The organism is Anabaena sp. CA = ATCC 33047 (assembly GCF_963870205.1).
GTDB lineage: Bacteria > Cyanobacteriota > Cyanobacteriia > Cyanobacteriales > Nostocaceae > Trichormus.
The window spans coordinates 196,758-200,619 of the sequence record NZ_CAWMSA010000067.1 but is presented as its reverse complement, the minus strand read 5'-3'; the positions used below and the strand labels follow the sequence as shown (position 1 = coordinate 200,619).

The 3,862-nt window shown below is 41.2% G+C and carries 5 protein-coding genes; 3 read left to right on the top strand and 2 right to left on the bottom strand.

The window, feature by feature from the left end:
* Positions 1-78: 78 nt before the first annotated feature.
* On the bottom strand, positions 79-1,044 hold the full coding sequence (locus AACS98_RS20250) for a stage II sporulation protein M (protein WP_066383237.1): 966 nt from the start codon (positions 1,042-1,044) through the stop codon (positions 79-81).
* 81 nt (positions 1,045-1,125) lie between these two features.
* On the opposite strand from AACS98_RS20250, the gene AACS98_RS20245 reads away from it, so the two are divergent.
* The 3 genes from AACS98_RS20245 to AACS98_RS20235 are packed head-to-tail and all read left to right on the top strand — an operon-like array spanning position 1,126 to position 2,960.
* Entirely contained in the window at positions 1,126-1,974 is an 849-nt protein-coding gene (locus tag AACS98_RS20245) for a hypothetical protein (protein ID WP_066383235.1), read from the top strand.
* Positions 1,975-1,995: 21 nt separating this feature from the next.
* Positions 1,996-2,784 carry an RDD family protein gene (locus AACS98_RS20240; protein ID WP_066383234.1) on the top strand — a complete coding sequence of 263 codons (789 nt, stop codon included), beginning with the start codon at positions 1,996-1,998 and terminating at the stop codon, positions 2,782-2,784.
* Positions 2,781-2,960: a hypothetical protein gene (locus AACS98_RS20235; RefSeq protein WP_066383227.1), complete on the top strand. Its 180-nt coding sequence runs from the start codon at positions 2,781-2,783 to the stop codon at positions 2,958-2,960. Before AACS98_RS20240 ends, AACS98_RS20235 begins: the two co-directional genes overlap by 4 nt.
* Here the strand turns inward: AACS98_RS20235 and AACS98_RS20230 are convergent.
* Positions 2,957-3,745 carry a DUF1868 domain-containing protein gene (locus tag AACS98_RS20230; protein ID WP_082803827.1) on the bottom strand — a complete coding sequence of 263 codons (789 nt, stop codon included), beginning with the start codon at positions 3,743-3,745 and terminating at the stop codon, positions 2,957-2,959. The genes AACS98_RS20235 and AACS98_RS20230 overlap by 4 nt on opposite strands.
* Positions 3,746-3,862 lie beyond the last annotated feature (117 nt).

Here is a 3,862-nt window from a genome sequence, read left to right as displayed (position 1 = left end):
TCAAAATTCGTCTTGAAAAGTTTCCTACGGCGGGAAACCCGCCTACAGAACTTTTCGCAAAATTCAAAGTTCAAAAATCTACCCGTTGACTGATGTATGTTTGCGGCTACAGTACATCACTAAAATTATGAATAATCCTAAACCAAATAAATACTTTAATGGGTTGGGTACGATAGGATTAGGTGAGAAAAAACCCTCAATTATCCCAGCAATTACTAACAGTGGTACAATGCCAAATAGTAACTTTACTGCTTGTGAACCATAATATTTTAAGGCAGCTTGGCGGCGATATTTACCGGGAAATAAAATGGCTTTGGCTAATAAAAAACCAGCCCCACCAGCAAAAAAGATAGCGGGTAATTCTAAAGCACCGTGGGGAAAGACAAAAGCCCAAAAAGGATAAGCTAAATTATTTTGACCTACCAAGGTAGCGATCGCACCAATTAATAAGCCATTAAATACCATAATATAAGTCGTAAAGACTCCGGCGGTAATTCCTCCAGCCACCGCACCAAAGGAAACCCGGATATTGTTAATCATAATGCCGCTAGATGCTAAAGGTTCAATCCCCACAATCGAACCCATCCACAATTTATGTTCATCTCGTACTTGTGAAATTAAGCTTTCTGGAACTATCAGCGACATAAATACCGGATCTCGCCACGCATACCACCAAGCAACTATCAATCCGAAGCAAAACAAACCTGTAGCTGTAGCTGTATATGGGAATGTTCGCTGTATCACCTCTGGTAATCCCCAACGGTAAAACTCTACCACAGCTTGCCATTCCTGTCGTCGCGAACCTTGGTAAATTTGCGTGTAAGCGCGAGTTGTCAATAATTGTAAATTTTGTATCAAAATATTACCAACTTGTTGCGTGCGGGCGCGGGCTAAATCTGCGGCTACGGAACGGTATAAACTAGCTAATTCGCTAATTTCCCCAGCTTTGAGCGACTTTAAGCCTTTTGTTTCTGCTTGCCTTAACAAAGCTTCTAAACGCTGCCAGTTTGGTTCTCGCCGTGCAATCCAACGTTGAATATTCATAAAATTTGGGCATATTAGCAATTAACTTACCTTAAGATAGCCTCAAATTAATACCCGTAATTTCAAGGAAAGTTCTACCTTATGGCAGGAAATATTGATTCTCCTATACAACCCCTGAGTGTAGGCAACGTTGTCAGTGCTGGCATCCGATTGTATCGTTCTCATCTCAAGGACTATTTTTTACTCGCACTTCAAGCTTACCTCTGGCTGCTAGTTCCTGTGTATGGATGGGCTAAGTTTTATGCTCTCACATCCCTAATTTCCCGCTTGGCTTTTGGTGACTTGGTGAATCAACCAGAAAGCATCTCATCGGGTAAAAGTTTCGTCAACTCCCGCTTGTGGCAGTTTTTGCTGGCGATGCTGTTACTGTTTCTTGTGGGGATAGGAATTGGTATTGGTGTAGTCATTGTATTTAGCATCCTAGGGGTGTTAGCAGGGCTGCTAGTCGGTGGAGTGGTTCAGCAAGGAAATCCAGCTACTTTTGTAGTGTTGGGAATGGTTGCTTTTGTTGTGGGAATTGTGACGTTATTAGCCGTTTTGTGGCTAATCACAAGATTTTACTTAGTAGATTTACCCTTGGCTGTGGAAGATAACGTTGATGGTGCATCAGCTATCAGTCGTAGTTGGGAATTAACTCAGGGTTACGTTTGGCGGATACTGTTAATTTCCTTTGTCGCCTTTTTAATTACTATTCCCCTGCAAATTGTGGTGCAGATTCTCACGAGAGTTATACAGCTTGCTTTCTTACCGTTGATACAAGAAGGAGCTAGTATATATCTTTTGTTTTATTTTGTATTAATCTTAGCTATCAGTTTTAGTAGTGGTGCTGTGATTGTACCATTTTGGCAAACTATCAAAGCGGTGATTTACTACGACTTACGCAGTCGCCGGGAAGGGTTAGGCTTACAACTACGCGATCGCGAAATTTAACCACCAGCATAGATTGAGATTATGCACCTGTTTAACCGTGTTAAATACCGCACACCCGAAAGTGTAGAGTTAGAATTTACCCTGGCTGGTATTGGTAATCGTGCTTGGGCTTTATTGATAGATTATTTAGCATTAGCTGCTATTTTAATCCTGTTCTTAATTGCCTGGATTATCATTGCTGGTCAATTATCTGATTTTTGGCAACAAATCTTTGGCTCTACAGTTGGTTTATGGTTAATAGCAATTACATTTATTGTCAGCTTCGTCATTTATGCTGGCTATTTTGTATTTTTTGAAACCTTATGGCAAGGTCAAACCCCTGGTAAACGAGCCGCAAAAATTCGCGTAGTTCGTGACGATGGTAGACCAATAGGAATGCAACAAGCAACCCTCCGGGCTTTATTGCGGCCATTTGACGAATTTCTGTTTATTGGAGCTTTTTTAATCCTGTTTAGCCCCCAAGAAAAACGCCTTGGCGATTTAGTCGCTGGTACAATTGTCATTCAAGCCGATACACCCAGTACATCCGAGACTGTCAGCATTTCTGAGCAAGCTAAGTCATTCTATGAAGAATTGCTCCAAATTACCGACCTATCAATATTATTGCCTGATGATTTTGCTGTAATTCGTGAGTATTTAAAACGACGCAGTGCAATGGCAACAAAAGCCAGAAATGCACTAGCTTTGAAATTATCCCAACAACTTCAAGCCATTCTCAAAATCGAAACTTTACCAGCACATATTTCTCCCGATGTGCTTTTAGAAGCCGTTTACCTAGCATATCAAAATCGCGATTGGGGAGGGAGATGAGGGAGCAGGGGAGCAGGGGAGCGGAGGGAGATGAGGAGGATGAGGAGGATGAGGAGGATGAGGTAGACAAGGTAGAAATCTTTCTCAGTCAACAGTCAACAGTCAACAGTCAACAGTCAACAGTTAATCGTCAACCGTCAACCGTCAACCGTCCCCAGTCCCCAGTCCTCAATTAAAATTTTAAAATCGGCCAGTCTGGCTCACGATAATAACGTGTCATATCGTCAAATTTTCTGAGTTCAACACGACTAATGGAAATTTCTGGTAGGTCAAACATCCATTTTTTATTTAACTCAGTCAGTGAGTCAACAAATTTTATTCTGTCTAAATCTTCTGGGATGGCTCCAAAATAACCCAAGGTAACATGGGCTGTGAAATGATAGTGTTGTTCAATTCCCAAAGCGATTAATTTGGGGTTTTGATAAACTGTACGGCGAAATTTAATAATCTGTTCGTAGCAGTTTTCATCTTTGGGTACTAGACACACTCCTATAGCTCTGGGCATCAGCACTATTCCTAGCACTTTCCAAGTAATGCCTTGACTCTCTTTTGTCAATGATTCTTGATACTGCTGAAATGTTTCGGCTATGCAAGAGCGTAATTGTTGGTCAAATTGAGGATTTTCTTCACAAGCATGACGATAAGCACTGTCCCAAATCAAATCTGCTAAGGTTAAGTGGAAACTGCCAGCAGGTAGGGGGACAATTAAATCTTTATTGCCAGGTAACTGTAAAATTTCCTGTTGATACCCTTGTAATGTGGCGTAGAAAGCCGAGTTTTCTGAGTCTTCTGTCGCCGTGGAGGTAATTAGTGTGTAACCAGGAAAAGATACTGCAACTCTAGATTCCCCTGATGGCTGAAATTTATAGGATTCCTGAATATGCTGCACCTGGGTTTTATAAGCTTCTGGTAGCGTCATCCGTGCTACCCGATTTAAGTAGGTTTGGTAGTTGTCGTCCAATCTTTGTTGCCTCGCGCTCTCACTTGATTGATTTTAGGGAAAATAGAACTACGTTAACAAGCAAGTCATTAATTATTAGTCATTAGTCATTAGTCATTGGTCATTAGTCATTGGTCA

What these genes read in the sequence shown, in the direction of transcription:
- AACS98_RS20250 (WP_066383237.1), bottom strand. Translation starts at nt 1,044, where the DNA reads ATGAATATTCAACGTTGGATTGCACGGCGAGAACCAAACTGGCAGCGT.
- AACS98_RS20245 (WP_066383235.1), top strand. Translation starts at nt 1,126, where the DNA reads ATGGCAGGAAATATTGATTCTCCTATACAACCCCTGAGTGTAGGCAAC.
- AACS98_RS20240 (WP_066383234.1), top strand. Translation starts at nt 1,996, where the DNA reads ATGCACCTGTTTAACCGTGTTAAATACCGCACACCCGAAAGTGTAGAG.
- AACS98_RS20235 (WP_066383227.1), top strand. Translation starts at nt 2,781, where the DNA reads ATGAGGGAGCAGGGGAGCAGGGGAGCGGAGGGAGATGAGGAGGATGAG.